General features: G+C 65.0%; 24 protein-coding genes. 11 read left to right on the top strand and 13 right to left on the bottom strand.

The window, feature by feature from the left end; all coding sequences use genetic code 11:
* Window positions 1-32 precede the first annotated feature (32 nt).
* The 4 genes from LRP30_RS10535 to LRP30_RS10520 all read right to left on the bottom strand — a co-directional run bounded on the left by LRP30_RS10535 (window position 33) and on the right by LRP30_RS10520 (window position 4,361).
* Complete coding sequence (locus LRP30_RS10535; RefSeq protein ID WP_249760267.1) at window positions 33-1,541, bottom strand: glycosyltransferase family 39 protein; 1,509 nt, start codon at window positions 1,539-1,541, stop codon at window positions 33-35.
* Between the two features lie 178 nt (window positions 1,542-1,719).
* Window positions 1,720-2,631, bottom strand: a complete 912-nt coding sequence (locus LRP30_RS10530) for a ribonuclease HII (protein WP_249760266.1) — start codon at window positions 2,629-2,631, stop codon at window positions 1,720-1,722.
* Between the two features lie 75 nt (window positions 2,632-2,706).
* Window positions 2,707-3,162 carry a VOC family protein gene (locus LRP30_RS10525; RefSeq protein ID WP_249760265.1) on the bottom strand — a complete coding sequence of 152 codons (456 nt, stop codon included), beginning with the start codon at window positions 3,160-3,162 and terminating at the stop codon, window positions 2,707-2,709.
* A gap of 23 nt (window positions 3,163-3,185) precedes the next feature.
* Window positions 3,186-4,361, bottom strand: coding sequence for a PA0069 family radical SAM protein (locus LRP30_RS10520; protein ID WP_249760264.1), 1,176 nt, complete (start codon window positions 4,359-4,361; stop codon window positions 3,186-3,188).
* A gap of 210 nt (window positions 4,362-4,571) precedes the next feature.
* On the opposite strand from LRP30_RS10520, the gene LRP30_RS10515 reads away from it, so the two are divergent.
* The gene (locus LRP30_RS10515; protein WP_249760263.1) at window positions 4,572-6,986 is read left to right on the top strand and encodes a phosphoketolase family protein; all 2,415 of its coding nucleotides are present in this window, start codon (window positions 4,572-4,574) and stop codon (window positions 6,984-6,986) included.
* A gap of 4 nt (window positions 6,987-6,990) precedes the next feature.
* A complete protein-coding gene (locus LRP30_RS10510) occupies window positions 6,991-8,193 on the top strand; it encodes an acetate/propionate family kinase (RefSeq protein WP_249760262.1) in 1,203 nt (400 codons plus the stop codon).
* Between the two features lie 237 nt (window positions 8,194-8,430).
* On the opposite strand, the gene LRP30_RS10505 is transcribed toward LRP30_RS10510, so the two are convergent.
* Window positions 8,431-9,270 (bottom strand): RMD1 family protein, encoded by an 840-nt coding sequence (locus tag LRP30_RS10505; protein ID WP_128938027.1) that lies wholly within the window; start codon window positions 9,268-9,270, stop codon window positions 8,431-8,433.
* Window positions 9,271-9,593: 323 nt separating this feature from the next.
* Here LRP30_RS10505 and LRP30_RS10500 point away from each other — a divergent pair, with 323 nt between their 5' ends.
* Together LRP30_RS10500 and LRP30_RS10495 are read left to right on the top strand one after the other, a co-directional pair.
* The gene (locus tag LRP30_RS10500) at window positions 9,594-10,169 is read left to right on the top strand and encodes a glycosyl transferase (RefSeq protein WP_249760261.1); all 576 of its coding nucleotides are present in this window, start codon (window positions 9,594-9,596) and stop codon (window positions 10,167-10,169) included.
* Window positions 10,170-10,230: 61 nt separating this feature from the next.
* A complete protein-coding gene (locus LRP30_RS10495) occupies window positions 10,231-11,160 on the top strand; it encodes a helix-turn-helix domain-containing GNAT family N-acetyltransferase (RefSeq protein ID WP_128938029.1) in 930 nt (309 codons plus the stop codon).
* A 247-nt stretch (window positions 11,161-11,407) separates the two neighbouring features.
* Here LRP30_RS10495 and moaB read toward each other — a convergent pair whose 3' ends face one another.
* Window positions 11,408-11,971 carry a molybdenum cofactor biosynthesis protein B gene (moaB, locus tag LRP30_RS10490; RefSeq protein ID WP_128938030.1) on the bottom strand — a complete coding sequence of 188 codons (564 nt, stop codon included), beginning with the start codon at window positions 11,969-11,971 and terminating at the stop codon, window positions 11,408-11,410.
* A gap of 154 nt (window positions 11,972-12,125) precedes the next feature.
* Complete coding sequence (locus LRP30_RS10485) at window positions 12,126-13,067, bottom strand: neutral zinc metallopeptidase (RefSeq protein ID WP_091894186.1); 942 nt, start codon at window positions 13,065-13,067, stop codon at window positions 12,126-12,128.
* 421 nt (window positions 13,068-13,488) lie between these two features.
* Between LRP30_RS10485 and LRP30_RS10480 the strand changes: the two genes are divergently transcribed.
* From LRP30_RS10480 to LRP30_RS10470, 3 genes are all read left to right on the top strand, one after another.
* On the top strand, window positions 13,489-14,619 hold the full coding sequence (locus LRP30_RS10480; RefSeq protein ID WP_128935570.1) for a site-specific DNA-methyltransferase: 1,131 nt from the start codon (window positions 13,489-13,491) through the stop codon (window positions 14,617-14,619).
* Window positions 14,620-14,808: 189 nt separating this feature from the next.
* Window positions 14,809-15,135 (top strand): hypothetical protein, encoded by a 327-nt coding sequence (locus LRP30_RS10475; RefSeq protein ID WP_249760260.1) that lies wholly within the window; start codon window positions 14,809-14,811, stop codon window positions 15,133-15,135.
* Between the two features lie 130 nt (window positions 15,136-15,265).
* On the top strand, window positions 15,266-15,952 hold the full coding sequence (locus LRP30_RS10470; RefSeq protein ID WP_249760259.1) for a glutathione S-transferase family protein: 687 nt from the start codon (window positions 15,266-15,268) through the stop codon (window positions 15,950-15,952).
* Window positions 15,953-16,007: 55 nt separating this feature from the next.
* Here the strand turns inward: LRP30_RS10470 and LRP30_RS10465 are convergent, their stop codons facing one another.
* The 3 genes from LRP30_RS10465 to LRP30_RS10455 form a co-directional block, all read right to left on the bottom strand.
* Window positions 16,008-18,017: a methyl-accepting chemotaxis protein gene (locus LRP30_RS10465; protein ID WP_249760258.1), complete on the bottom strand. Its 2,010-nt coding sequence runs from the start codon at window positions 18,015-18,017 to the stop codon at window positions 16,008-16,010.
* A 216-nt stretch (window positions 18,018-18,233) separates the two neighbouring features.
* Window positions 18,234-18,368 (bottom strand): DUF1127 domain-containing protein, encoded by a 135-nt coding sequence (locus LRP30_RS10460; protein ID WP_245508483.1) that lies wholly within the window; start codon window positions 18,366-18,368, stop codon window positions 18,234-18,236.
* Window positions 18,369-18,454: 86 nt separating this feature from the next.
* A complete protein-coding gene (locus LRP30_RS10455) occupies window positions 18,455-18,898 on the bottom strand; it encodes a nuclear transport factor 2 family protein (protein ID WP_128935574.1) in 444 nt (147 codons plus the stop codon).
* Between the two features lie 92 nt (window positions 18,899-18,990).
* On the opposite strand from LRP30_RS10455, the gene LRP30_RS10450 reads away from it, so the two are divergent.
* A complete protein-coding gene (locus tag LRP30_RS10450; RefSeq protein ID WP_091894200.1) occupies window positions 18,991-19,914 on the top strand; it encodes a LysR family transcriptional regulator in 924 nt (307 codons plus the stop codon).
* Window positions 19,915-20,023: 109 nt separating this feature from the next.
* On the opposite strand, the gene LRP30_RS10445 is transcribed toward LRP30_RS10450, so the two are convergent.
* Entirely contained in the window at window positions 20,024-20,644 is a 621-nt protein-coding gene (locus LRP30_RS10445; protein WP_128935576.1) for a glutathione S-transferase family protein, read from the bottom strand.
* A gap of 128 nt (window positions 20,645-20,772) precedes the next feature.
* On the opposite strand from LRP30_RS10445, the gene LRP30_RS10440 reads away from it, so the two are divergent.
* Window positions 20,773-22,053: a flavin-dependent oxidoreductase gene (locus tag LRP30_RS10440; protein ID WP_249760257.1), complete on the top strand. Its 1,281-nt coding sequence runs from the start codon at window positions 20,773-20,775 to the stop codon at window positions 22,051-22,053.
* A 194-nt stretch (window positions 22,054-22,247) separates the two neighbouring features.
* On the opposite strand, the gene LRP30_RS10435 is transcribed toward LRP30_RS10440, so the two are convergent.
* Together LRP30_RS10435 and mutY are read right to left on the bottom strand one after the other, a co-directional pair.
* Window positions 22,248-22,667 carry a PaaI family thioesterase gene (locus LRP30_RS10435; protein WP_128935578.1) on the bottom strand — a complete coding sequence of 140 codons (420 nt, stop codon included), beginning with the start codon at window positions 22,665-22,667 and terminating at the stop codon, window positions 22,248-22,250.
* Window positions 22,668-22,737: 70 nt separating this feature from the next.
* Entirely contained in the window at window positions 22,738-23,838 is a 1,101-nt protein-coding gene (mutY, locus tag LRP30_RS10430) for an A/G-specific adenine glycosylase (RefSeq protein WP_249760256.1), read from the bottom strand.
* A gap of 161 nt (window positions 23,839-23,999) precedes the next feature.
* Here mutY and LRP30_RS10425 point away from each other — a divergent pair, with 161 nt between their 5' ends.
* Both LRP30_RS10425 and LRP30_RS10420 read left to right on the top strand, forming a co-directional pair.
* Complete coding sequence (locus LRP30_RS10425; protein WP_249760255.1) at window positions 24,000-24,491, top strand: DciA family protein; 492 nt, start codon at window positions 24,000-24,002, stop codon at window positions 24,489-24,491.
* Between the two features lie 138 nt (window positions 24,492-24,629).
* A complete protein-coding gene (locus tag LRP30_RS10420; protein WP_091894218.1) occupies window positions 24,630-25,301 on the top strand; it encodes a DsbA family protein in 672 nt (223 codons plus the stop codon).
* Window positions 25,302-25,349 lie beyond the last annotated feature (48 nt).

The following is a 25,349-nucleotide window of genomic DNA, read 5'->3' as shown; positions in this document are numbered from 1 at the left end:
GCTCCGCTCGCAATGACGACGGAGAGACCGCGCTAAGTCCCCTTCGGCCGCACGATGGCCCAGCCGATGCGCAGCAGTTGCTGGCGGCCGTTCACCAGCCATTCGAAGGCGCGCGGGACTTCCGGCACGATGCCGGGGAAGCGCTTGAGGATCTCCGGCGGCGGGGTGCCGGCGGTATCCGAGGCGCGCCAGACCACGACGCCGCCGGTCTCGCTGAACCTGGCCTGATTCATCCACGGCGTGCGCGCCGGGTCGGCGTCGATGAAGAGATGCGGCCGCCCGGAATGCAGCGTGATCAGGCTCGCAAGCTGGGTCTCGCCGGCGACCGCGCGCAGGCGATGGTTGGTGCGGCGGGCGAAGCTCTCGTCGAAGAAATCGGAGATCGCGTGCGCCGGCATCGAGGTCGCGATCTCGCCGGTGCCGGTCCAGGGCATGACCAGGACGGCGAGCACGACGCCGATGGCGGGCGCCACGACGGCGGCGGCCCATACCATGCGCAGCATCCGCGCGCGGCGCATCGCGATGAGATCCCCTGCGGCAACCACCACGACAAGCCCGGACATGACGAGCACGACACCGGCGCCGCCGGCGGCGGATTCCAGCCCAAGCAGACCGGAGATCAGCACCGCGCCGAGCGGCGGCGCCAGCGCGAAGAAGTAGACGAAGTTGCGCGCGAGCGGCTCGACCGGCGGGCGATAGATGATGGGCGCTTCCTCGCCCTTGTCGGCGAACATCCCAGTGTTGAGGAAGGTCAGCGCCGGAATCGCCGCCGCCCCAACCACGAGCCCGCCGAGCAGCCAGGCTGCGTGCAGAGCGCGGGCGCTAAGCTCCGAAACCTGCGGCAAGGCCGGCATGGTCAACGTCTCGGCCCGCATCAGCCAGACCGCGTAGGGTAGCGCCAGCACGGCAACGACGATCAGCGCAAACAGCGGATCGAGCCCCCACAGCGTCCTGCGGCCGCGCGCGGTCGAGATCGCGAAGACGACGATCAGCAGGAGGAGGAAGATTGCGGCGGGCGTCGTGAGCAACAACAGGCCGGCTTCGATCGACCAAGCGAACCAGGCATTGCCGCGGCGCTGGCCGATGATCTGCCAGGAGTGCAGCAGCAGCAGCGCCCAAAGCGGTCGCGCCAGCACCAGCGGGCCGAAGTCGAGCGCGGGCGAGGAGAAGGCCAGCACGGTCATGGTCAGCAGCACGGCGAGCACGGCCTGCTGGGAGCCGACCACGGCGCGAGACAGATGAAAGAGCGCGATGAAGGTCGCGATCTCGCAGAGCTGGGCGAACACATAGACGCCGAACATGTGACCGCCGGCGGCGCGATAGGCAATGTCGGCGAGCCAGATCGGCAAGGGAGGGCCGAGATCGGTGCCGACTTGGTACTCGCGGCCGAAAGCCAGCAGCGTCGCAAGGGTGCCGGGCGGGCTGCGGTAGAACACCAGCGCCACGAACAGCCACATCGCCGCCTGAAGCAACACGGCGATCCACACGATCAGCCGCGGCCGGGCGCGAATGAGCTCGATGACCAGGGAGGTAAACCGCATGCAAGGTCCGAAAGATGCAGCCAACCCGTCCAGCCGGCCCTATTCGCTCACATCTGTTTTGATAAAGGGCGCTGCGCGTCGTGGCAACTTCGGTCTGCTGCCTCTCCCCGACAGTGTCTCTTCTCCCCTCTCCCCGCTGGCGGGGAGAGGCAAAGAGGCCGCAGCGAAAAACGGAGTCCTAGAGACCTGTGGAGGGGCCGGTTTCGACACCCGCCTCCACCTCCATCTCGACCTCGGTGACGGAGAACAGATCCTGCACCGGCTCGATGGTCCAGGGCATATGCTTGGCGCGGGCGGCCGCGACGGGGGCGAAGAAGCGGCGGTGGTGGATGGAGGGGCCGAGGCGGTCGAGGGCGTCGAGATGCTCGGGCACGGCGTAACCCTTGTGCTGCTCGAAGCCGTAGCCGGGGCAGTCTTGCGCCAGCGCGCACATCAGCCGGTCGCGCGTGACCTTGGCGACGATAGAGGCTGCCGCGATCGACAGCACGATGCCGTCGCCACCGATCACGGCCTCGCAGTCGCATTCCGTATCGAGCCGGTCGCGGCCGTCGACGAAGACGTGGCGCGGCGTCTCGGGCAACGCCACCACGGCACGCTTCAGCGCCCACAGCGAGGCGCGCAGGATGTTGTCACGGTCGATCCGCGCGGGCGAAGCCACGACAACCGAGACCTGCGCGCTGGCGCAGATCTTGTCGAACAGCTTTTCGCGCTCCTCTACTGTCAGCCGCTTGGAATCGTCGATGCCACGCGGAATGCGGTCGGGATCGAGAATCACCGCGGCCGCCACCACTGGGCCGGCCAGCGGGCCGCGGCCGGCCTCGTCGCAGCCCGCGACCGGCCAGACGCCGCGCTTGATCAGCGCGCGCTCCCGACGGAAGCTCGGCGGCGCTACGGCGATGATGCCTTTCGGGCCCGCACTCTTGCCGGCTAAAGCCTCAACTTCCGAAGGCTTAGTTTCCGACTTCTCGGCTTGCGACGGCTTGGCTTCCGGCGTCTTGGCTTCCGAGGCCTTGGCAGGCGCGGCCTTCTTCGCACCGTTCTTTTTTGGCGCGTCTTTGGCCGGCTTCTTGGCGGACTTGTCCCGAATCATGGCCGGGATCGTGCGCAAGGGACTTCGCCAGCGCAACTAGGAACCCCAGATAATTCCCGTTATTCAGGTCGTCCCCTACTCCGCCAGATGCACCCGCCGATCGTCACCGACATCGATGCCGGGCGCGACCACGACCTCCCACGGATGGCCGTCGGGGTCCGTGAAATAGCCTGCATAGCCGCCGTAATCGGTCTCGTGCGCCGCTTTCAGCCGCGTTGCGCCCTTGTCGACAGCGAAAGCCAGCACCGCATCGACCTCCGCGCGCGTCCGGCAGTTCCAGGCCAGCGTCATCCCACGAAAGGTCGACGGCCTCGGATTGTCCGGCAACGCCGCGTCGGCAGCGAGTTGATCCCAGGGATACAAGGCGAGCACCGGACCACCGGTATCATAGAAGGCGACCGCCTCACCGGTCGCCTTCAGCCGGCGCGAGAAACCGAGCGAGTCGTAGAAAGCGATGCTGGCGCGGATGTCGCTGACACCGAGCGTGATGACGGTCAGCCGCGGCACCGGCACGGTGAGTTCCTTGGCCATGCTACGCCTCGTCCACTTCCCGATCAGAACAGGCTGAGCTGATCGCCGTTCCGCTTCGGCCGCGCGAAGTGATCCGTGGTCAGCTTGGAGCGCCGTTTGTTGAGGCCTAGCCTGTCACAGGCGATCTCGAAGCGGCGGCCGATGGTCCAGGCCATCGGGCCGGTTCCTTTCATCCGCTCGCCCCATTTTGCATCGTAGTCACGGCCACCGCGCATGTCGCGGATCAGCGTGAAGACGTGGCGATAACGGTCCGGATAGTTCGCCATCAGCCATTCGCGGAACAGATCGCGCACCTCGAGCGGCAGCCGCAGCAGCACGTAGGAGGCTTCCTTGACGCCGGCATGGGCTGCGGCGTCGAGGATGCGCTCGATCTCGGAATCGTTTAGCGCGGGGATCACAGGTGCGACCATCACCGTGGTCGGAATACCGGCGTCGGAGAGCTGCTTGAGCGCCTCCAGCCGCTTCGGCGGCGTGGAGGCCCGCGGCTCCATGGTGCGCGCAAGTTTTGGGTCGAGTGACGTCACCGAGATCGCGACCTTGGCGAGGTTGCGCTTCGCCATGCGCGCGAGAATGTCGATGTCGCGCACCACCACCGCCGACTTGGTGACGATGCCGACGGGATGGCCGGTGCGCTCCAGCACCTCGAGGATGCCGCGCATGATTTTGCGCTCACGCTCGATCGGCTGATAGGGATCGGTATTGGTGCCGATCGCGATCATCCGCGGCTCGTAGCCTGAGGCTGCGAGCTCCTTCTCGAGCAGCGCCGGCGCCTCGGGCTTCACGAACAGCTTCGACTCGAAGTCGAGCCCGGGCGACAGGCCGAGATACGCATGGGTCGGCCGCGCGAAGCAATAGACGCAGCCGTGCTCGCAGCCGCGATAGGGATTGATCGAGCGGTCGAAGCCGATGTCGGGAGAATCGTTGCGAGTGATCACCTTGCGTGAGGTGTCGACGGCGACCGTGGTCTTGAACGGCGGCAGTTCCTCCAGGCTCTGCCAGCCATCGTCGAAGGCGACGCGCGCCTCGGCCTCATAGCGGCCGCTGGCATTGGACTGGGCACCCCGCCCTCGCCGGCGCGCACGGTCGATGGCGACGCCAAGCTCGGGAAAATCGGCAGGAAAATCAGAAGGCGCACCCGCCGGCTCGGAGGGCGCCGTGACCGGCGGGTGCTTGAGGGCACGAGAAGATGCTCGACTCATGAAGCCAACATAGCACCCAAACGGAACAAATCAAGAACAAAAACAAAAAACGCGAAAACAACCCCATGCACAGTAGCGCTGCCCAAACTTTCGGCGCGCACCCTTGACCTCACGCAACACGGGCGGCGCGGCGATCCCGTTTCATGGCGAAGGGATCAATCGCGCCGGAACAATGTTGGTGACGATCGCTGGGTGAAGGTCGGCAAGAACATGACAAGTCAACGACAATTGCGCGCCGCAAGCAGCGAACTCGATCTCCTCGATCGCTACTGGCGTGCCGCCAACTATCTCTCCGTCGGGCAAATCTATCTCCTCGACAATCCGCTGCTGCGCGAGCCGCTGCGGCCCGAGCACATCAAGCCGCGCCTGCTCGGCCATTGGGGCACGACGCCCGGTTTGAACTTCATCTATGCCCATCTCAATCGCGTCATCCGGGCGCTTGACCTCAACGTGATCTACGTCTGCGGCCCCGGCCATGGCGGCCCGGGCATGGTCGCCAACACCTACCTGGAAGGCAGCTACAGCGAGATCTATCCCGACATCGCCCGGGATGCGGACGGATTGCGCAAGCTGTTCAGGCAGTTCTCTTTCCCCGGCGGCATTCCGAGCCATGCGGCGCCGGAAACGCCGGGCTCGATCCACGAGGGCGGCGAGCTCGGCTATGCCCTGGTGCACGCCTATGGCGCAGCATTCGACAATCCCGACCTCATCGTCGCCTGCGTCGTCGGCGACGGCGAGGCCGAAACCGGCCCGCTCGCGGCGTCCTGGCACTCCAACAAGTTCCTCAACCCTGCCCATGACGGCGCGGTGCTGCCGATCCTGCATCTCAACGGCTACAAGATCGCCAATCCAACCGTGCTCGGGCGGATGCGGGACGACGAGATCCGCGCTCTCTTCCGCGGGCTCGGCCACGAGCCGCTGTTCGTCGCGGGCGACGATCCCAAATTGATGCACCAGGCCATGGCGGATGCGCTCGACGTCGCGCTCGCCAGCATCCGCTCGATCCAGCAGCACGCCCGCGACGGGCGCAGAAACGTCGAGCGACCGCGCTGGCCGATGATCGTGCTGCGCAGCCCCAAGGGCTGGACCGGCCCGAAGGAGGTCGACGGCAAGAAGGTCGAAGGTTTTTGGCGCGCGCATCAGGTGCCCGTTGCGAGCTGCCGCGAGAACCCGGCGCATCTGAAGCTGCTCGAAGACTGGATGCGCAGCTATGAGCCGGACAAGTTGTTCGACGCCGGCGGCGCGTTCATTCCCGAGCTTCAGGCGCTGGCGCCCGAAGGCCAGCGGCGGATGGGCGCCAATCCGCATGCCAATGGCGGGCTGTTGAAAAAAGAGCTGAAGCTGCCGGACTTCCGCAGCTTCGCAATCGAGGTGCCGCAGCCTGGCGGCATGGTGGCGGAAGCCACCCGCGAGCTCGGCAAATTCCTGCGCGATGTCGTCCGCCTCAATGCCGAGGCGCGCAACTTCCGCATCATGGGCCCGGACGAGACGGCATCAAACCGGCTCGATGCGGTGTTCGAGACGACCGAACGGGTCTGGATGGAGCCGATCGAATCTTACGACGTGCATCTCGCGCAGGACGGCCGCGTGATGGAGGTCCTCAGCGAACATCTCTGCCAGGGCTGGCTCGAAGGCTATCTGCTGACCGGCAGGCACGGCTTGTTCTCCTGCTATGAGGCCTTCATCCACATCGTGGATTCCATGTTCAACCAGCACGCCAAATGGCTGAAGGTGACGCGCGATCTGCCCTGGCGGCGCCCGATCGCCTCACTCAACTATCTCCTGACCTCGCATGTCTGGCGCCAGGACCATAACGGCTTCAGCCATCAGGACCCTGGTTTCGTCGATCTCGTCGCCAACAAAAAGGCCGATATCGTCCGGATCTATTTCCCGCCTGATACCAACACGCTGCTGTGGATCGCCGATCATTGCCTGCGCACCTACAACCGCATCAATGTGATCGTCGCCGGCAAGCAGCCGGCGCCGCAATGGCTGTCGATGCAGGAGGCGGCCACGCATTGCGATGCCGGCATCGGCATCTGGACCTGGGCGGGCACGGAGGACACAAACGCAGAGCCCGACGTGGTGATGGCCTGCGCCGGCGACGTGCCGACACTGGAGACGCTCGCCGCCGTCGACCTCTTGCACAAGGCGCTGCCTGACCTGAAGATCCGTGTCGTCAACGTCATCGACCTCATGACGCTGCAACCGAAGGAGCAGCATCCGCACGGCCTGTCCGACCGCGATTTCGACAGCCTGTTCACATCAGACAAGCCGGTGATCTTCGCCTACCACGGCTATCCTTACCTCATTCACCGGCTGACCTATAACCGCACCAACCATGCCGGCATGCATGTGCGCGGATTCGCCGAGGAAGGCACCACGACGACGCCGTTCGACATGGTCGTGCTCAACGAGCTCGACCGCTACCATCTCGCCATCGAGGCGATCGAGCGCGTGCCGGGGCTTGCGACCAGGGCTGCGCAGGTCAAGCAACAGTTCCGCGACAAGCTGATCGAACATTCCCGCTATGTCCGCGAGCATGGCGAGGACATGCCTGAGGTCCGCGATTGGGTCTGGCCAAACAGCGCCGGCGGCAACACGCCGGCCAAAGCCGGCGACTGAAGCCATGTCGGATACCGTCCTTGTGCTCAACTCGGGATCATCGAGCATCAAGTTCGGCCTGTTCGAGCTGCCGGCGTCCGGCCCCGACCTGCTCTGCAACGGCTTGCTCGACGAGCACGAGGCAGCGCCCCGGCTCGTGGTGAAGAGCCCAGCGGGCGAGACAATGTTCGAGGCGCGGAAGGACGCATCCGATACGAACAGTGATCATCTGTTCGCCGAGGTGCTGGCGTTCATCGACGAGCGTTTTGGCGAGCATCGTCTGCGCGCCATCGGTCACCGCATCGTCCACGGCGGTCCGGATTACTCCGGCCCGATCGAACTGACGGACGACGTCTACGCCAAGCTGGCGGCGCTGGCGCCGCTGGCTCCGCTGCATCAGCCGCGTTGCCTCGAGCCGGTTCGCACCATCCAGGCGATCCGCCCCGGTCTGACGCAGATCGCCTGCTTCGACACCGCCTTTCATCACAGCATGGCCCAGCCCGCGAGCCGTTTCGCCATTCCGAGGCGCTATGAGGAGCGCGGCGTCCGGCGCTACGGGTTTCACGGCCTCTCCTTCGAATATGTCGCGGGGCGCCTCGCGGCAATCGCGCCGCAGCTCGTCGCAAAGCGCACCGTCATCGCGCATCTCGGCAACGGGGCGAGCCTGTGCGCGCTGCGCGATGGCCGCAGCGTCGACACCACGATGGGACTGACACCGCTCGATGGCCTCGTGATGGGCACGCGCTGCGGCGCCATCGATCCCGGCGTGCTGCTCTATCTGCAACAGCACCAGAACATGTCCAGCGAGGATATACAGCATCTGCTCTACAACGAGTCCGGCCTGCGCGGCGTCTCCGGCATCTCCGCGGACATGCGCACGCTACTCGCAAGCAGCGAGGCTGCGGCACGCGAGGCGGTCGATCTGTTCGTTTTCCGAGCGGCGCAGCAGATCGCGATGATGGCGACCACGCTTGAAGGATTGGACTGCCTGGTCTTCACCGGCGGCATCGGCGAGCATGCGAAGGAGATCCGCAGCGCGATCGGCGAACGTCTTAGGTGGCTCGGTGTGAGCATCGATGCCGCGGCGAATGATGCCGCGCGCGAGCGCATCAGCGGGGGCGATAGCGCTGTTGAGGTGTTCGTCATTCCAACGAATGAGGAACTAACGATCGCGCGGCATTGTGCGGCGGTACTGCAGACAATAGAGTCTTATCCGATTAGCCCGTGATGGCCGCCAATCCGTCATTGCGAGCAATCCAGACTGGCTCTGCGGCGGGACTCTGGATTGCTTCGCTCCGCTCGCAATGACGACGAATGCGGCAAAGCAACGCATCACAACGCACCGGCGATTATGCGGCGACAACCCCTCACCGAAGTGAGCTTGTGTCGACCAGCGTCGCCGCCCTCTCCCACAAGGGGAGAGGGCACAGTAACGCGTCTCGCTCGCGAACAAAATTCAGCTTGGCTAATGCGTCCCCGACCATATCTGAAAGCACCCGATCGCGACCTCGATCACGATCAGCACCACGACCGCGATTTCGAGGCGGAGCGAGCGCTGGGTGTCGATGATGTCGGTCAATGCGTTGGCGGTCTCCGACACCGCTGTGAGCTTGCGCTCGAGCGTGTCGAGGCGCTCCTTCAGCTCATACTCGTCCTCGAGCCGGGCGTAGAGCCGATCGAGCTCGGGCTTCTCCCAGAGCACGTCGGGTTTCTCGGCGACGGCAACACGGCCCGCGACACGCTGCTGGACAAGAAGCGCATTGCCGATCAGCTGTAAAATGCCCTTGCGCCGCCGCGGCGTGCGGCCACGCTCGGCGAGCTCCCGCGCAAACGGCTCGATCACGTCGAAGACCGCCGCGACGCGCCGCTCGTCGCGCGCCAGCGACGTGCTCTTGGCGAGCGCATCCGCGATCAGAAGCAGCCGGTCGTCGGAGAATTTGGCGAGGCAGATCGGCCCGCCCGGCTGGATCGCCTCGACATTCTCGTCCTTGCAGAGCTGCGCCTGCGCGGTCTCTTCCTCATGAGGACTGAACTCGCCGATCACCCGCGGCTTCAGGCTGTCGATCAACACCTTCTCCTCCGAGGGCAGAAGACCGATCAGCACCACGACGCCGTAGCGGAAAATCACGACAAGGCCGGCGTGGACGCGGAAGGCAGCCGGCGTCGAGGAGACCAGCGTGCCGATCTCGAGGCCGGAGGCATTAATGCGGTCGCCCAACATCAGGGCGCGAACCCGCAGGGTCGGCGCGGCGTCCTGCTTCGGCGTTGCTGCCGTCGCGTTGACGGCGAGTTGATCGGCATTCATGCAAAGCCTCCGTCAGCACACCAATCGGCACCCAAGTCGCACATCGTTCCCGCTCGATGTTTGGTTGCAGTCCGTCCTCTCCTTGGACGGTTGCGAACTGCCCTGCACCGCGCAACATCGGGCTCCGGGTTAATACGGACCGGACGAGCTTGTGCCGAAACATTCGACCAAAATACCATCCCGCGCGCGACACATTTGGCTGCGAGTTTACCATTGCATGCCGAAGCCCCGCCGAAAAAGTTGCACTCGGCAACGCCACGTGTTTATGACAACATCATGAAAAGCTACGCTTCTTCCGAAGTGCAGATATTGAAGCTTCAATCATGCTGAGCGTCATCATTCCGACCGAAGGCGTCGAGCAGACGGCAGTCGCAACGCTGGCCGCGCTCGTCCCCGGCGCCGCGGCCGGCATCATCCGGGAAGTGATCCTGGTCGACGGCACCCGCAACGGCGTTATCGAGCGCGTCGCCGACGTCGCAGGTTGCCGCTTCATCGGCTTCGAGGGCTCTTCGCAAGGGGCCGCGCGCGCCGCCGGCGCCCTCCAGGCCCGTTCGCCGTGGCTGATGTTCCTCCCCGCTGGCGCGGTGCTGGAAACCGGCTGGATCGAGGAGACCACCCAGTTCATCCAGGCCGTGTCGAGCAGCGGCCGCGATCGAGCGGCGGTGTTTCGCTATGCGCGCTCGCCCTACGCCGACACCGGGCTCGGCGACATCCTCCGCGCCGTGGCGCGCAAGCTCGTCGGCCCGTTTGGCGATCAGGGGCTTTTGATCGCGCGCGATCATTATGACCGGATCGGCGGCTACCCGCCCCAGGCCCGCCGGTCCGAGGCACGGCTGCTCCGGCGGCTCGGCCGCTCGTCCCGGACCATGTTGCGCAGCCGGATCGTCATGGTCGGCTGAAGCCTCCAATACTTGCCAAAGTCAAATAATTGTTTGACAATGGCAAGTATCGAGGTGACCCATGTCCTTTGAAGCTACCGACGACCACATCGGAGCGGTCCGCGCCTTCAACCGCTTCTATACCCGCAAGCTTGGTGTGCTCGACCAGCACCTTGGAAAGAGCCCGTTTTCGCTCAGCGAGGCCCGGGTGCTCTATGAACTCGCGCATCGCGACGACCTGGCAGCCAAAGAGATCGGAAACGAGCTTGGTCTTGACCCCGGCTATCTCAGCCGCATCGTACAGAGCTTCGACGAAAAGGGGCTGATCACGCGAAGACCCCTGCCCGCAGATCGCAGGCAATACCAGCTCAGCCTCACCGCCAAGGGCCGCCAGGCCTTCGCCAAGCTGAACCTAGGCTCGCAAAACGATGTTGCCGCCATGCTGGCTCAGCTTTCGGCCAGCGATGCAACGCGGCTCACGCAGGCTATGGCGACCATCGAGGCTGTGCTGGAGCAACGTCGAAGCCAGCCCGCGGCTTTCATGCTGCGCAGCCATCGCGTCGGTGACATGGGCTGGGTCATCTCCCGACAGGCCGCCGCCTACGCCGCGGATTACAACTGGGATATCAGCTACGAGGCGCTGGTCGCCGAGATCTGTGCACAGTTCATCAGAAACTACGACGCCGCGCGCGAGCACTGCTGGATCGCGGAAGTAGGTGGCGAGCCGGTCGGCTCGATCTTTCTGGTCAAGGCCTCGGATGAGATCGCCAAGCTGCGCCTCTTGCAGGTGGAGAAGAAAGCACGAGGGCTCGGCGTCGGCCGCGCACTGGTCGAGCAATGCATCCAAGGCGCACGCGAGAGGGGCTACAGCAAGATGACGCTGTGGACGCAGAGCATCCTCGTCGCCGCGCGCAGCATCTATCAAAGTGCAGGCTTCAAGCTCGTGAAGGAAGAGAAGCACCACAGCTTCGGTGCCGATCTGGTCGGCGAGACCTGGGAGCTGGATCTCTGATCTCGCAGCGGGCGGCATGCGCATGATTGCGCCCTCGCCCCTTGCGGGAGAGGGCATCTCCGCTGGCGGCGGATACGAACTCGGTTGGGTGAGGGTCTCTCGCCGCGAGTCTGGAATCGTAGGGTGGGCAAAGGCGCATTAGCGCCGTGCCCACCGATCTAGCATTGCGACAGGAGTGGTGGGCACGCTTCGCTTTGCCCACCTACGATACTGATGGTGTGGAGAGACGCCGGAGAGCTATCCGTGCTTACACCGTCGCGCCCTGCGCCTTCGGTCTCCGCAGATGCTCATCTAACCGCGGCATGATCTCGACGAAATTGCAGGGCCGCGTGCGGTAGTCGAGCTGAGCGGCAAGGATGCCGTCCCAGCCGTCGCGGCAGGCGCCGGGCGAACCTGGCAGGCAGAAGATGTAGGTCGCGCCGGCGACGCCCGCAGTGGCGCGGCTCTGGATCGTCGACGCGCCGATCTTGGCGTGGCTCAGCATATGGAACGCGATCGAGAAACCATCCATGCGCTTCTCGAACAGCGGCTCGATCGCCTCCGGCGTGACGTCGCGCCCGGTGAAGCCGGTGCCGCCGGTGGTGATGACGACGTCGATGCCGGCATCCGCGATCCAGCGGCGGATCACGTTGCGGATCGCCTCGATGTCGTCGGTGACGATCTCGCGCGCGGCGAGCTTATGGCCGGCAGCTAGGAGACGGTCGGCCAGCGTCTGGCCCGACTTGTCGTCGGCGAGGGCGCGCGTGTCTGATACGGTGAGCACCGCGATGTTGAGCGGGATGAATTGCTTTGTCTCGTCGATGGAGGCCATTGTATCGCACCTTCTATCCCGCCCACCGCCGTCATCCTTCGAGGCTCGCCGAAGCGGCGAGCACCTCAGGATGACGCCACTACTTCTGAATCCTCAGAAGCGCAACCGCGCAACATAATTCGTGCCGCGCTGCGTCCGGGGCACGAAGCCTTCGTTACAGCGCCCCGGCACCGAACGTGTTGCAGGCCTGCACCGATCCCTGCTGGTAGCCGGTCATGAACCACTGCTTGCGTTGCGCCGCCGAACCGTGGGTGAAGGAATCGGGCACGACGCGACCCGTCGCCTGGCGCTGGAGCGTATCGTCGCCGATCGCGCTCGCCGTGGTCAGCGCGGCGTCGATGTCGCCGGGCTCCAGGAAGTTCGGACGCTTCTTGGCCTCGCGGTTGACCCAGACGCCGGACAGGCAGTCGGCCTGCAATTCCACCTTCACCTGAAGCGCATTCGCCTCGGCCTTGCTGCCGGCCTGCTGCTGCAGCCGCGTCACGCGCGGAATGATGCCGAGCAGGTTCTGGATGTGATGGCCGGCCTCATGCGCAATGATGTAGGCGGTGGTGAAGTTACAGGCGGACTTGCCGGAGCAGCCACGGAAGCGCGTCTCGACCTCTCGGAAGAAGCCGGTGTCGAGGAAGATGGTGCGATCCGGCGGACAATAGAATGGCCCCATCGCCGATTGCGCCATGCCGCAGCGGCCGCCATTGGTGGCGTTGCGGAACAGTACGATCTTCGGACCGGTATAGGACTGGCCGCTGGCCTGGAAGATCTCGCTCCAGCGATCGTCGATCTCGCCGAGAATGCCGGAGATCATGCTGCCCATCTCGTCGGTCGGCGCGCCGCGCTTGCCGGAGGAGGCCTGGCGGTCGGTCTGGTAGGTCGGCGCATGGCCGCCGCCGGTGAGGATCTCGGCGCCGCCGATCAGGATGCGCGGGTCGATGCCGAAGGCGTAGCCGACCAGGCCGAGTATGATGATGGTACCGATGCCGAGCCCGCCGCCGCCCATCGGCAGCCCGAACCCGCCTCCTCCGCCGCCGCCAAACCCACCACCTTCGTCGCGACGATCCTCGATGTCGTCGCTGCGGCGGAAGTCATCGTAACGCATGGCGGCCTTTCCCCTGGGGGTCCCTGGTTTAGTCGGCTTCGTCGGGCACATGAGCGCCAAAGCTCAACGCGCCACACAGGTAAAATTTCCGTTGCGTTTATCAATATCGTGGCCGGCAAAAATTGCCTAGTGCGACACCATGCCGATGCCAGCAATTTTTTCCGAGGGTCGAGCAATTTTTTCCGAGAGAAATTTGGATCTTTTCTGAAGCCTCAACTGCTCGCGTGAGGCGAAGAAGCACGAAATGCACTGTAAAACACGGCGAATGCGCGCAACGTCCCGCACACGAGGCGCGATGCGGAGGCTGCTCACGAAAGCGGCGGGTTAAGTCGATTTTTACTTTGCCGCTTCAATGTAGCGGTCAGTCGGTTGTTTGGTCCCGCGTCGCCGACAGCGTCGCCTGAGTCAGAGTTCTTGAGTCATGGTAGAGTCGCGTCGCGGGGCGTCTGCAAGGGCGCCCCGCACAAATTTTGAGTCCCCTTCGCATCGCATCATCCTCGGCGATTGCGTCGCCGAGATGTCGAAGCTTCAGGCCGGTTCGGTCGACCTCGTGTTCGCCGATCCGCCCTACAATCTCCAGCTCAAGGGCGATCTCAAGCGTCCTGACGAATCCCATGTCGATGCCGTCGACGACGAATGGGACAAGTTCGATTCGTTCTCCGCCTATGACGATTTCACCCGCGCCTGGCTGCTTGCCGCCCGCCGCGCGATGAAGCCGTCGGCGACGATCTGGGTGATCGGCTCCTATCACAACATCTTCCGCGTCGGCGCCATCATGCAGGACCTCGGCTTCTGGCTCCTGAACGATATCGTCTGGCGCAAGACCAACCCGATGCCGAATTTCCGCGGCCGCCGTTTCACCAACGCGCACGAGACCATGATCTGGGCCGCGCGCGACGAGAAGGCCAGGGGCTACACGTTCAACTACGAGGCCCTGAAAGCCGCGAACGAGGACGTGCAGGCGCGTTCCGACTGGCTGATCCCGCTCTGCACCGGCGAGGAGCGCCTCAAGGGCGCCGACGGCAAGAAAGTTCATCCGACGCAGAAGCCGGAAGGCCTGCTCGCGCGTGTGCTGCTGTCCTCATCCAAGCCCGGCGATCTCGTGATCGATCCCTTCAACGGCACCGGCACCACCGGCGCGGTCGCAAAGCGTCTCGGCCGCTCCTATATCGGATTCGAGCGTGACAAGACCTATGCGAAGGCGGCCGAAGCCCGCATCGCGGCGGTCGAGCCGCTGCCGGAACAGAGCCTCGCCCCATTCATGACCGCGCGCGAGGCGCCGCGGGTCGCATTCTCCGAGCTGATCGAGCGCGGCATGATCATGCCCGGCACGAAACTGTTCGACGCCAAGAAGAAACTCGGCGCCCTCGTGCGCGCCGACGGCGCCATCATGTTCGGCGACAAAGTCGGCTCGATCCACCGCATCGGCGCCGTGGCGCAAGGCTCGGCCGCCTGCAACGGCTGGACCTTCTGGCACGTCGAGACCAAGAAGGGCCTCAAGCTGATCGACGAGCTGCGCGCCGAGATCCGCGCCGGCATGGCGGCGGAGTAAGGTCCCTCCATCGTCATTCCGGGGCTCGCGCAGCGAGAACCCGGAATCCATCGAACCACAGCGCAAGCCGCCCAATGGATTCCGGGCTCGCGCCAAGAGGCGCGCCCCAGAATGACGGCGGCGGTGCTTGAACGCCGCCCCCGCCAGGACTAGATTCGCCCGATCAGTCTCGTCCCGACCGGTCCTCCCATGCGACGACAGTCCGAGACATTGCTGCTGGTGCCGCTGCTGCCGATCTTCCTGCTCGGCATGTTTCCGATGTTCCTGATTGCGCTCTTGGGATTTTTCGGCCTCGCCTTGTTCGGCGTGCTCGTGGTCTGTGTCGGGCTCGCCAGCAGCAACGAGGCCCACGACAATTTCAATCACGACGTCATCGTGCACGGTTACGCGCGCGGAACGGAGCGCAAGGCGCGGGCGTCCGATATGCATCTCGCCACGCGACTCGGCCTGCGCCTGGAAGCGGTCGGCGCGGCGATGATCATTGCGGCGGCGATCGGCCTCTGTTACGCCGCCTGATCTGCGCTGCGCGCAGATACCGCCCGGCAAACTCGCCGGTTGCGCTTCCGAAAGGTTCGGGCAAGACAAGCGGCCTCGCTGCAATGATGCTGCGCTCGCTCTCGGCAACAACCCCCTGGGGAGATGATCGATGCTCAAATTCTATTTCAACGGATCGCCGAACCCGACCAAGGTCGCGCTTTATCTCGAAGAGTCCGGCCTGCCCTTCGAGCCGGTCGCGGTCGACACCCGCAAGGGCGAGCAATTCACGCCGGAGTTCCTCAAGATCAATCCGAACGGCAAGGTGCCGGCGATCGATGACAATGGCACCATCGTGTTCGACTCGAACGCCATCCTGCTCTATCTCGCCGAGAAGACCGGAAAATTCCTGCCCGCCGCCAGCGTGCGCGGCGAGACGCTGTCGTGGCTGATGTTCATCGCGACCGGCGTCGGGCCCTATTCGGGTCAGGCCGTGCACTTCAAGCATTTTGCGCCGAAGGACCAGAACCACGACTACGCCCACAACCGCTACCAGTACGAGACCGACCGCCACTACAGGGTTCTCGACGGTCACCTCAAAGGCCGCCGCTACATGGTCGGCGATGACTATTCGATCGTCGACATGGCGCTGTGGGGCTGGGCGCGGATGGTGCCGTTCAAGCTCGGCGACGACGCCTTTGCCCGATACCCGAACGTGAAGCGGCTGGTGGACGAGATCTCGGCGCGGCCCGCGGCGGCGCGCGCGATCGCCTTGAAGGACAAGTTCACCTTCAAGGCCGAGATGGACGACGAGGCGAGAGCCAACATGTTCAAGCACATGAAAACGAAAGCGGCCTGATCGCGCGCCGTTCTTCGAGGCCACGCGCATGCGGGTGGCCTCTTGCTTTTAAAGCTCAGGCGGCGTGAACCGTCTCCAGGAACCTGGCGACTTCGACCTTCAAGCGGTTGCTGTCGGCCGACAGCGAGCGCGCCGCCGAGAGCACCTGCGATGAGGCCGAGCCGGTCTCGGAGGCCCCGCGCTGCACGTCGCCGATATTGGTCGAGACGCGCTGGGTCCCGTGAGCGGCCTGCTGCACGTTGCGCGAGATTTCCTGCGTGGCGGCGCCCTGCTCTTCCACGGCGGCGGCGACCGCTGAGGAAATCTCCGACAGCCGCTCGATGGTGCCGCTGATCTCCCTGATGGCGCCGACCGATTGCTCGGTGGCGGCCTGGATGTTGGCGATCTGCTGGCCGATCTCGCCGGTCGCCCTCGCCGTCTGCTCCGCGAGCGCCTTGACCTCGGAGGCGACCACGGCAAAGCCGCGGCCGGCTTCGCCCGCGCGCGCGGCCTCGATGGTGGCGTTGAGCGCGAGGAGATTGGTCTGGCCGGCGATGGTGCTGATCAGCTCGACCACGTCGCCGATCCGGGCGGCCGCCTTGGAGAGCTCGCCGACGCGGTCATTGGTCCTGCTCGCCTGCCCGACGGCCTCGCCCGCGATGCGGGCGGATTCCTGCACCTGGCGGGCGATCTCGCTCACCGAGGAGGACAGTTCCTCGGTGGCGGATGCGACCGCCTGCACGTTGGCGGTGGCTTCCTGCGATGCGGATGCCACTTCGGTCGACAGATCCTGGGCGCGCGAGGCGGTCGTGGTCAGCGTGCCGGCGGAGGCTTCCAGCTCGTTCGACGCCGCCGACACGGTGTTGACGATCTCGCCGACAGCCTGCTCGAACTGGTCGGCGAGCCTGACCATGTCGGCCTTGCGGCTCTCGGCCTGCCGCGCCTCGAGCTCGGCCTGCTCGGCCCGCATGTGCTCGGTCTCGATCATGTTGTCCTTGAACACCTGGATCGCCTTGGCCATGTCGCCGACCTCGTCAGCCCTGCCGCGGCCGGGAATCTCGACCTCGAGATTGCCGCCGGCAAGCCGCCCCATCGCGTGCGTCATCGAGGTCAGGGGACCGACGATGCTGCGGGCGATCAGGAAGGCGACGATGCCACCGAACAAGATGGCGAGCCCGCCGGCGATCTCCTGAACGGTCGTCGTGCTGGCGATCACGGCTTCGGCATTGTTGCGCGAGTCCCGGTAGTCCTTCTTCAGGGTCGTTTCCGCGGCCTTGAGCTTGCCGATACTGTCGACGATGAGGGGCGCGAGGTTCTTATGATAGATCTCGTCGGCCTGAAGCATCGCGGCGGACGTCGTCTCGAATGCCGATTTGTAGATTCCGAGCGAGGTCTTCACCGGCGCGATCGTGGCGCGCAAATCCGCGGCCTGCGGGCTTTTCTCGATCGCCGCGAGCCGTTGCGCAGCCCTGTCCACACTCGCCCTGAAATTCGCCGGTCCCTGCGCGTCGCGCAGGGCCAGGAAACGCCAGTTTGCGACCCGGACAAGGAGGATCCTGGATTCGAGGTCGGCGACCAGGGCCGCGGTGTCTTCATCGACGGCGGCGCGCGCCGCATCGACCAGCTTGCCCATCTTGACGGCCAGCTCCTCCCCGCTCGGCAGCAGCGTCGCCTTGCCCGTTCTCGCCTCGTTGACGGCATCCCCGAGATTGTCACGCAGGCGTCGCATCTTGGCGATGTCGCCGATGAGGCCGTTGTAGAGCGCTCGCCGCTCCTCCGAGAGCGTGCCCTTCGCCCCGACCTGCAACAGCTCGGTCGCCGCGGTCTCCCGCTCTTGCGCCTCTTTCATTGCGGGTTCGTTGGCGTCGTAGATGTAACGCAGATTAGCGCGCTGGATCGCCTGAAGATGGGTCGATATCTCCAGCACCCGCGCCGTGCTGTCCGAGAGCGCGGATTGTCTTGCGACCTGATCCTGCACCGCCCGCAAATTCCAGACGGCGACCACCGCCATCACCAGACCGACCGCCACGAGGGCCATGAAGCCTGCGTACAGGCGTCCCCTGATCCGCAAACGAAACTTCGGCATTCCCACTGTCCACCCAGATGCATTTCACTTCGAGCGGCCGAACGATTCCGGCGATCGTCACCGGCCACCCCGGCAGCCGCGTGTCGCGTCTTTGCGACTCACGCTGCACCGCGACACAATGGGGGACACTCGTTAATTGAACCTTCCAATTGTTCGCGCAGAGCTGCGGCAGCGCCGACAAAACCTGCTGATTTTGTCGGCAGTTGCTCCCGCTCCCTACTTCCGCCGGACAGGCTTCTTCAGCTCGTACGCAATTTCCGCCCGGGTCATCCCACAGTCCTGAAGCTCCCGTTCGGTCATGGCGGCGAGCTGACACCGTGCCCGAGACCGCTCGCGCCTGATACGAACCATCTCGACCAGCGTCTGCCAGGCCCGCACGATCATCACCGGCTCTGACGGACGAGATCGGCCGGCGGACGTGATGCAGCTCAATCCACTCAGCTCGCAGCCCTCACGCCCGCTTGCGGAAAAGGACCGAGCGCCCTCTCGGTCAGGACCGAGTCGCAATATTCCCGGATCTCCTTGATCTTGCCGTCCTCCAGGCGAAACACGAGACAATAGTCGTTGTCGTAACGGACGCCTTCGGGCGTGACGTTGTCGCCCTTGGCTTCCACCACGACGATGTCGCCATCGGCAATGAAGCGGTGGGCGACCGTGCGCGTGCGGTCACGCAGGCGGGTGCGGACATATCCGTGCAGATCGTTGAGGATCGCCTCCTTGCCCGAAAAGGTGCGCGACCAGGAATATTGCCCGGTCACGACCCATTTGGCGTCGTCGGCAAGGCTCGCGGTGAATAGCGCGCGGTCACGCGCGGCGGGGTCAGGGTTGGCGGCGGCGGCAAAGATATCCTGCATCAGCTTCTTGTTGGCGCTCGCGCTCATGGCGGCATCTCCGTTTTGGTGGCAACACGGAGAACATCGCCGCTCAACGGGAATTCTTCAAATCGATAGCGAATATGATATCTATTCACCTCATGAATTTGAATTCGCTTGACCTCAATTTGCTGACCGCCCTCGACGCATTGCTGCGCGAGGCCAATGTCAGCCGCGCCGCACTTCGGATCGGCCTGTCGCAACCGGCGGCGAGCCATGCGCTCCAGCGCCTGCGCGACATCTTTGGCGATCCGCTTTTGGTGCGCACCGGCGCACGGATGGAGCTGACGCCCCGGGCCGAGGCGCTCCGCGCACCGCTCGCCCACGCGCTCGACCAGGTGCGCGGGTTGTTCGTGCCTGAGGATTTCGACGCGGCGCGCAGCGAACGGCAATTTCGCCTGATGATGCCGGACTTGGCGGTCGAGCTGTTGATGCCGCCGTTGATGGAGAAGGTGACGCGCCTTGCGCCCAACGTCCGCATCGAGATCGTGCCGTGGCGCGGATCTGCGATCTTCCACGCCGAGTTCGCCCGCACCATTGACCTCGTGATCTCGATCGGCAACGCCTTCAAGGGCTTTCACCGCCAGCTGCTTTACACCGACAGCGACGCGCTGGCGGTGCGGCGCGGCCATCCGATGGCTGCGAAGCTCACGCGGCGCGAAACGTTCCTGGCCGCACGCCATGTCGGCGTCATCATCCGCGGCAGCGCTGAGGACCTGATCGACACATGGCTGCGCAGCAAGGGCATCGAGCGGCACATCTCATTGGTGGTGGCAGGCTATCTCGAAGCGCTGCACGTCGCCGCCCGCACCGATCTCGTCGCCTTCGTGCCGCGAAGGCTGATCGCGGCGCTGTCGAAGCAGCTCGGCCTCGTCACGGTGACGCCGCCGCTCGACCCTGGGATCGACGAGCAGTTCATGTTCCATCCGACGCGCGCGCAGATGGACCCCGGCTCGATCTGGCTGCGGCGGCTGATGCTGGCGACGGGACGGGAGTTGGAGCAAGCCAAGCGCAAGCTCTCGTAGGGTGGGCAAAGCGGAGCGTGCCCACCGCTCTTACAATCGTGGGAAGATGGTGGGCACGACACTTCGCGCCTTTGCCCACCCTACAAGAGCCTGAGTGTGTGGCCGCGCGCTACGCCTTCTGCGCGTCCATCACCTTGCGCACCGCGGGCCGATCCGACATGCGCTTGAAATGATCGGCGATCTTCGGCGTCGCGTTGATGTCGACGCTGTCGCCTTCGAGCCAGGTCGAGAGCGTGTAGAGATAGGGATCGCAGATCGTGAACTGCTCACCCATCACCCAGGGCCCTCTGAACATCTTCTGCTCGATCAGGGCAAAGCAGGCCGCCATGGTCTTCGGGACCATCGCCTTCATGTCGGCGAACGAGCTCTCCTGCGTCGCCCAGCGCGCGCCGCGCATCTTGTGGGCATGGTTGATGTGCACGGTCGAACAGAGATAGGAGTTGAACGACTGCACCTGGGCGAAATCGAAGGGATCGTCGAGCGGCGCGAGCTTCGCCTTGGGAAAGGTCTGCGCGATATAAGCCAGCATCGCCGGCGTCTCGGTCAGGATCCCGCGATCGGTCACCAGGGCCGGCACGCGGCCCTTCGGGTTGATCGCGAGATAGTCCGGACTGTTCTGCTGGTTGTCCTTGAAGCTCAGCCGCTCGGCCGTGTAGTCGGCGCCAACCTCCTCCAGGGTGATGTAGGTGGCGAGCGCGCAGGTGCCGGTGGCGTAATAGAGCTTGAGCATGTCGGACCTCCTAGGAAAGCTGGAAATTAGCGGCTGTCGGCCGTCAGGTCCATAGCACGAGCCCCTCTTCGCAGTTGCCCACCGCCGCCCGCCTATGCCAAGACGCCCGCAGTCGGAGGGGTTTTGTCATGACGGTACTCATCGCCGGTGGCGGCATCGGCGGGCTGACGCTTGCGCTCAGCCTGCACGGAATCGGCGTTCCCGTAAAAGTGTTCGAGAGCGTCGCCGAATTGAAGCCGCTCGGCGTCGGCATCAACGTGCTGCCGCATGCGGTGCGCGAGCTGATCGAGCTCGGCTTGATGGACAAGCTGGATGCCAGCGGCGTGCGCACCCGCGAGCTCGCCTATTTCTCCAAGCACGGCAAGCCGATCTGGAGCGAGCCGCGCGGGCTGGAGGCCGGCTACAAATGGCCGCAATTCTCGATCCATCGCGGCACGCTCCAGCAACTCCTGCTCGACACCACGGTCGAGCGACTCGGCCGCGAGAACATTCTCACCAGCCATCATCTGACCGGCTGGACCGAGACGGCGGATGGCGTGCGCGCCGACTTCATCGACAAGGCGACCGGCAAACCCGCCGGGACCTACGACGGCGCGATCCTGATCGCCGCCGACGGCATCCATTCCGCCGCGCGCGAAAAGCTGTACCCGGGCGAAGGCGCGCCGATCTGGAACGGCCGCATCCTCTGGCGCGGCGTCACGCCTGCGAAGGCCTTCCTCAGCGGCCGCACCATGATCATGGCTGGTCACGAAATCCTGAAATTCGTCTGCTACCCGATCTCGAAAGAGCCGGATGCGGCGGGCAATCACCTCATCAATTGGGTGGCCGAGCGCCACATGCCGCCGACCTATCAATGGCGCCGCGAGGACTATAACCGCACCGCGCGGCTGGAGGAGTTTCTGCCCTGGTTCGAGAGCTGGACGTTCGACTGGCTCGACGTGCCCGGCCTGATCAAGAACTGCCCGCACGCCTATGAATATCCACTGGTCGACCGCGATCCGGTGTCGCAATGGACGTTTGGCCGCGTCACGCTGATGGGCGATGCCGCACATCCGATGTACCCGATCGGATCGAACGGCGCCTCGCAGGCGATCCTCGATGCCCGCGTCATCACGCGCGAAATCCTGGCCCATGGACCGACGCAAGCCGCGCTGCTCGCCTATGAGGCCGAGCGGCGGCCCGCGACCACCGACCTCGTCCTGCTCAACCGCAAGAATGGCCCTGAGCAGGTGATGCAGCTGGTCGAGGAGCGCGCGCCCGACGGCTTTGAGGTCGTCACCGACGTGCTATCGCAGCAGGAGCTGGAAGACATCGCCGCCAATTACAAGCGCGTCGCGGGATTCCAGGTCGAGGCGCTGAATGCGAAGCCGGCGATCGTGAACGCAGGCGCGACGCGCGCGGGGGCGTGAGGTTTTGCTGATCGTCGAGCCGCGGACTCCTCTTCACCTCGCCCCGCTTGCGGGGAGAGGTCGGATTGCATCGAAGATGCAATCCGGGTGAGGGGGTACAGGTCTCTCGACAATCTCCCGTGTGGAGAGAAGCCCCTCACCCCAACCCTCTCCCCGTAAGAACGGGGCGAGGGAGTGAGAGAGCGGTGCACACCTCACTTCACCACCCTCGCCGCCTCCAGCAGCCGCTCGCTCGCGCTCGCCGTCGCCAGCACGGTGCCGTCCTCCGCCGTCAGCTTGCCCTCGACGAACGCAATGGTCTTGCCGAGCTGCGTCACCCTGGCCTCACCGATGATCGGGCCGGGCTTTGCCGGGCTGAGGAAATTCACGGTCATGCTGATGGTGGTGGTGTAGAGCCGGCCCTCGCTCATCACCAGCACGGCGGGACCCATGGTGTCGTCGAGCATGGCCGAAAGCATGCCGCCCTGGATGAAGCCCGCCGGATTGCAAAATTCAGGCTTGCCCTCGAAGCCGAGCTTGATCCAGCCCTCCTGCGGGCGGGCATCGAGCAGGCGCCAGCCCAATAGCTCGGCGCAGGGCGGCTTTCGAAAGTTGTCCAGCGCAGTCTTGACCATACGAACCTCCGTTGCCGTCGAAGGGGATAACGCAGTCCTGCTGCCAGCATGATGTCAGCAGGGTTGGACGCTAGAGATCCAATCCATGCGCGATGACCTTGCGCATGACGTTGGGGAGCGCTTCGCCGGCAAGCGTGGCGATCGGCACCCAGCGCATGCCCTCGGGCGCGCGGGTGCGGACCTCCGCCTTCGCCGTGTAGACGATCAGCTCCAGCGGAAAATGCGTGAAGACGTGGGTGACGACGCCCACCTTGCGCTGCCAGCGCGTCAGCCCCTTCAGCTCCGGCGCCTGCTGCTTCGCCGCCGCGTCGTCCTGACCGGCGAGCCAATCTGAGCCCGGCACCTCCGTCATGCCGCCGAGCAGACCCTTTTCGGGTCTTGAGCGGACGAGCAGTTCGTCGCCGCGCGTGACGACGAAGGCAGCACCGCGGCGGAGCGTTCCGCTCTTCTTCGGCGCCTTGCGCGGAAATGTTTCCTGCGTGCCCTGCGCACGCGCGATGCAATCCTCGTTGAGCGGACACAGCGAGCAGGCCGGCTTCTTCGGCGTGCAGATCGAGGCGCCGAGATCCATCAGCGCCTGCGCGCTGTCGCCGGCCCGGGAGGCGGCCAGCAGCGTCGCGGCCAGCTGCTGGATCAGCGGCTTGGCCTGCGGCAGCTCCTCCTCGACCGCGAACAGGCGCGACACCACCCGCTCGATATTGCCGTCGACCGGCATGGTGCGGCGATCGAACGCGATCGCGGCGATCGCGGCCGCCGTGTAAGGCCCGATGCCCGGCAGCGCGCGCAGGCCTTCCTCTGTGTCGGGAAAGACGCCGCCATACTCGCGCGTCACCGCGACCGCGCAGGCATGGAGGTTGCGCGCCCGCGAGTAGTAACCGAGCCCGGCCCACATTCGCAGCACGTCGTCGAGCGAGGCCCGCCCCAGCGCCGTGACGTCAGGCCAGCGCGCGACGAATTTTTCGAAATAGGGCCCGACCGCCTTCACCGTCGTCTGCTGGAGCATGATCTCCGACAGCCAGATACGGTAAGGGTCCGACGCCTCGCCAGGCGCTGCCCGCCAAGGCAGTCGGCGGCGGTGGCGGTCGTACCAAGCGAGTAGGAGTTTCGGGCGCGATGAGGCTTTCGACTGAACTGGTTCCGACTTGGCCATGAGGGCAGATCTGGGGCTCATGGCTACACTGTAGCGGCAACGCGCCGGTCTCTCCACGTCATGCCCGCGCCTGTCGCGGGCATCCACGTCTTTCTTCGCGGCAAGACGTGGATGGCCGTGACAAAGCCCGGCCATGACGGCAGCAGTTCCTGAGGCATCGCGCACGGTGCTATAAGGGCCCGATGTCCAAATTCCCACCCAAGCCCGGTCCCATCAGCGCCAAGCCGCTGTCGCTCCTGCTCAACGACGTCTTTGCCGAGGCCTATGCCAAGCAGGGCTTTGCGGCGCGCGAGCTGGTGACGCGGTGGGCGGAGATTGCAGGGCAGGAGATCGCGGCCCATGCCGAGCCCTTGAAGATGCAATGGCCGCGGCCGGTGGAGGGCCAGCCGCAGGAGCCGGCGACGCTGGTGCTGCGGGTCGAAGGGCCGATGGCGCTGGAGATCCAGCATTCGGCCGATGTGATCCTGGAACGGGTCAACCGCTTCTTCGGCTGGAGCGCGGTCGGCAAGCTGGCCTTCCGCCAGGCCCCCCTGTCGCGCCCCCGGCGGCGGGTGCGGCCCGGCCCGCCGGATCCCAAAGCGGTGGCCAAGGTGGCGGAGAGCCTGGGCGACATCGAAGATGAACAGCTCAAGACGGCGCTCGCGCGGCTCGGGGCCGCCATCAAGCGAAATTGAGCCTCATTCCCTAGCTAATCTGGACCCCGACTTGCCGCTCGCCATTGCCTCAAACGACGTTTCAAGCTAGCGACAGGCCGCCCGAGCGGGAACTCGCTAGACCCCTGGGGCGACACCTTGCCAATCCGGGAGCCGACCTTGATCATCACCCGCCGCGCCTTCACCACGATGCTGTCGCTGACCGGGCTTGCTGCGCTCGCCGGGCTCTCGCCGCTGCGGTTCATCTCCGAGGCCATGATCCCTGAAGCAATGGCGCAATCCGCCGCGGATGTGGCCAAGCCGGTGTCTTTGCCCGACATGGCGCTCGGCCCGAAGGATGCCGCCGTCACCATCACCGAATACGCCTCGATGACCTGCCCGCACTGCGCGGCCTTCAACGAGCAGGTGTTCCCCAAGATCAAGAAGGAATACATCGACACCGGCAAGGTGCGTTACATCTTCCGCGAGTTCCCGCTCGACATCAAAGCCGCCGCCGGCTCGATGCTGTCGCGCTGCATCGCCAAGGACGACGCGCCGAAATATTTCGCCGTCACCGACATGCTGTTCCGCCAGCAGAGCGACTGGGTGATGAAGAACACCACCGAGACCCTGACGCGGATCGGCAAGCAGGCCGGCCTCACCCAGCAGCAGGTCGAGGCCTGCCTGAAGGACCAGTCGCTGCTCGACAAGATCGCCGCGGACCAGAAATACGCCAGCGACGTTCTGAAGGTTGACTCGACGCCGACCTTCTTCATCAACGGCGAGAAGATCAAGGGCGAGGCCTCGTTCGAGGAGTTCGCCAAGAAGATCAATCCGCTGCTGAAGAGCTGATTCGCAACGCCACAATCCTGATTCGCGCATCTAAAGCCGTATCATTCC

It is taken from the genome of Bradyrhizobium sp. C-145, assembly GCF_023375135.1.
GTDB lineage: Bacteria > Pseudomonadota > Alphaproteobacteria > Rhizobiales > Xanthobacteraceae > Bradyrhizobium > Bradyrhizobium zhanjiangense.
The sequence above is the reverse complement of the archived record's forward strand: the minus strand, read 5'-3'. Positions and strand labels throughout refer to the sequence as shown.

Excerpts from the sequence above, each read along its gene's own strand:
- LRP30_RS10530 (WP_249760266.1), bottom strand. The coding sequence starts at position 2,631 with ATGATTCGGGACAAGTCCGCCAAGAAGCCGGCCAAAGACGCGCCAAAA.
- LRP30_RS10510 (WP_249760262.1), top strand. The coding sequence starts at position 6,991 with ATGTCGGATACCGTCCTTGTGCTCAACTCGGGATCATCGAGCATCAAG.
- LRP30_RS10450 (WP_091894200.1), top strand. The coding sequence starts at position 18,991 with ATGAATTTGAATTCGCTTGACCTCAATTTGCTGACCGCCCTCGACGCA.
- moaB (WP_128938030.1), bottom strand. The coding sequence starts at position 11,971 with ATGGCCTCCATCGACGAGACAAAGCAATTCATCCCGCTCAACATCGCG.
- LRP30_RS10505 (WP_128938027.1), bottom strand. The coding sequence starts at position 9,270 with ATGAATGCCGATCAACTCGCCGTCAACGCGACGGCAGCAACGCCGAAG.
- LRP30_RS10535 (WP_249760267.1), bottom strand. The coding sequence starts at position 1,541 with ATGCGGTTTACCTCCCTGGTCATCGAGCTCATTCGCGCCCGGCCGCGG.
- LRP30_RS10455 (WP_128935574.1), bottom strand. The coding sequence starts at position 18,898 with ATGAGCGCGAGCGCCAACAAGAAGCTGATGCAGGATATCTTTGCCGCC.
- LRP30_RS10515 (WP_249760263.1), top strand. The coding sequence starts at position 4,572 with ATGACAAGTCAACGACAATTGCGCGCCGCAAGCAGCGAACTCGATCTC.
- LRP30_RS10475 (WP_249760260.1), top strand. The coding sequence starts at position 14,809 with ATGCGACGACAGTCCGAGACATTGCTGCTGGTGCCGCTGCTGCCGATC.
- LRP30_RS10485 (WP_091894186.1), bottom strand. The coding sequence starts at position 13,067 with ATGCGTTACGATGACTTCCGCCGCAGCGACGACATCGAGGATCGTCGC.
- LRP30_RS10465 (WP_249760258.1), bottom strand. The coding sequence starts at position 18,017 with ATGCCGAAGTTTCGTTTGCGGATCAGGGGACGCCTGTACGCAGGCTTC.
- LRP30_RS10460 (WP_245508483.1), bottom strand. The coding sequence starts at position 18,368 with ATGGTTCGTATCAGGCGCGAGCGGTCTCGGGCACGGTGTCAGCTCGCC.
- LRP30_RS10440 (WP_249760257.1), top strand. The coding sequence starts at position 20,773 with ATGACGGTACTCATCGCCGGTGGCGGCATCGGCGGGCTGACGCTTGCG.
- LRP30_RS10520 (WP_249760264.1), bottom strand. The coding sequence starts at position 4,361 with ATGAGTCGAGCATCTTCTCGTGCCCTCAAGCACCCGCCGGTCACGGCG.
- LRP30_RS10495 (WP_128938029.1), top strand. The coding sequence starts at position 10,231 with ATGTCCTTTGAAGCTACCGACGACCACATCGGAGCGGTCCGCGCCTTC.
- LRP30_RS10470 (WP_249760259.1), top strand. The coding sequence starts at position 15,266 with ATGCTCAAATTCTATTTCAACGGATCGCCGAACCCGACCAAGGTCGCG.
- LRP30_RS10435 (WP_128935578.1), bottom strand. The coding sequence starts at position 22,667 with ATGGTCAAGACTGCGCTGGACAACTTTCGAAAGCCGCCCTGCGCCGAG.
- LRP30_RS10480 (WP_128935570.1), top strand. The coding sequence starts at position 13,489 with ATGGTAGAGTCGCGTCGCGGGGCGTCTGCAAGGGCGCCCCGCACAAAT.
- mutY (WP_249760256.1), bottom strand. The coding sequence starts at position 23,838 with ATGAGCCCCAGATCTGCCCTCATGGCCAAGTCGGAACCAGTTCAGTCG.
- LRP30_RS10525 (WP_249760265.1), bottom strand. The coding sequence starts at position 3,162 with ATGGCCAAGGAACTCACCGTGCCGGTGCCGCGGCTGACCGTCATCACG.
- LRP30_RS10500 (WP_249760261.1), top strand. The coding sequence starts at position 9,594 with ATGCTGAGCGTCATCATTCCGACCGAAGGCGTCGAGCAGACGGCAGTC.
- LRP30_RS10445 (WP_128935576.1), bottom strand. The coding sequence starts at position 20,644 with ATGCTCAAGCTCTATTACGCCACCGGCACCTGCGCGCTCGCCACCTAC.
- LRP30_RS10425 (WP_249760255.1), top strand. The coding sequence starts at position 24,000 with ATGTCCAAATTCCCACCCAAGCCCGGTCCCATCAGCGCCAAGCCGCTG.